Origin of the sequence: Synechococcus sp. R8-2 (assembly GCF_047461715.1) — a bacterium.
Classification (GTDB): Bacteria; Cyanobacteriota; Cyanobacteriia; order Thermostichales; family Thermostichaceae; genus Thermostichus.
Genome location: NZ_JANSHQ010000673.1, coordinates 1 through 1477 on the forward strand (window position 1 = coordinate 1; position 1477 = coordinate 1477).

At 63.2% G+C, this 1477-nt stretch carries 2 protein-coding genes; both read right to left on the reverse strand.

Going from position 1 to position 1477, the window contains the following annotated elements; all coding sequences use genetic code 11:
* Positions 1-107: 107 nt before the first annotated feature.
* The gene (gene cbiQ, locus NW819_RS13750) at positions 108-938 is read right to left on the reverse strand and encodes a cobalt ECF transporter T component CbiQ (protein ID WP_414414092.1); all 831 of its coding nucleotides are present in this window, start codon (positions 936-938) and stop codon (positions 108-110) included.
* Positions 925-1477: cobalt transporter CbiM (gene cbiM / locus NW819_RS13755; RefSeq protein WP_414414093.1), on the reverse strand; the 553-nt coding region annotated here is incomplete at its 5' end. The genes cbiM and cbiQ, both read right to left, overlap by 14 nt.

Here is a 1477-nt window from a genome sequence, read left to right on the forward strand (position 1 = left end):
TAAGCGGGACGGAGTCCTTAACGGATGGGAAACTGGAGACGGTCGCTTCTAACCCATTCATGGACTGAGCATCAAAAAGGGGGCGGCTTGCCAGAGGCTTATCTATTCTAGTTGAGGGCCGCATCAGCGTTGCGGAGCAATAGAGCCGTAGCCACGGCCAACGCGGTGGCCGCCCAGCTCCAGGGATCCCTGCCAGCCGCCGTCGAAAACAGAGGCGCTTGTCCATAGCCCCGCAGGCGCAAAGCCTGATAAACCCTCTGCGAGCGCTCGTAGCTGCGAACCAACAGGGTGCCCACCGAAGCGGCCAGAAAGGGCAGATCTTGTCTTAGAGACGGCCCAGGACGCCACAGGGATCCCCGCGGTCGCCAACCCCTCAGCCTGGCTGCCCGTTGCATCTGCTGCCACTGAGCGGCCACCTCCTGCAAATAGCGCTGGGTGAGCCAGGCCAGTTCCAGCAGGAGGTCTGGGATCCCCAGGGCCCGCAAAGCTGCCAACAGTTCCGATGTGGGGGTGGTCTCCAGCAGCAGCATCGTGAGGGCAAATAGGGCCAGCCCTCTCCCCCCAATGCGAAGCGCCATCTGCAGCCCCTCCCAACGCAGAGCCAGGGATCCCCAGCGCCACAGGATGGTTTCCCCCGCCCAGAAGGGTAGGATCCCCATCAACCCTGCCACCAACAGCCCTGGGGCTGCCAGCCGCCTCAGCCCGAGGCTCCAAGGCAATCCCGACAGGCTCCACAGTCCAGCCACCAGCGCCCAGATGAGCGGCAAGAGGGCCAGGCACCTCACCGAGGCGAAAGCCGCCATCAGCGCCATCAGGCCCAGCACCTTGGGCAGAGGTTGCCACCGGTGCAGCCAGGAAAGGGGTTTGGAGGGGTGAGGATGGGATTGTTGACCGCGCCAGCAGCAAGGGATCCCTGAGCCGGCTTCATCTCTTGCCATACTCTCCCAGCAGCGCCGGTTGTACCCGCTGCAAAAACAGCACCACCCAACTGGCGAACAACCCCTCCACCACCATCAGGGGGATGTGGGCCACCACCAAGCTCCCAAGAGCCAGACGACCGGCTTCTGTGGAGAGGATCCCGCTGCCAGCGTCAACCACAGCAGCCATGACCACCCCGTAAAACAACAGCACTGCTAGACCCACCCCAACCGCTCCCGCCAAGAAGGCAGACACTCCGGCCCCCATCACCCGACGGCCTGCCCGAAAAATCCCACCGGCCAGGAGCGCCGGGATCCCCATAATGGCGGCGTTGATGCCCAATGTGGTCAGGCCCCCATGGCCAAAGGCCACCGCCTGAAAAAACAAGCCCACTACAATCGCCGGATAGGCCAAAGCCCCCAACATCAGACCCATCAACCCGTTCAGCACCAGATGCAGGCTGGCCGGGGGAAAGGGCAGGTGAATCGAAGAGGCCACAAAAAAGACAGCCGTGAGCAAAGCCGCTTTGGGCAACTGGTCGCGACAGCGTTGCGTAGCA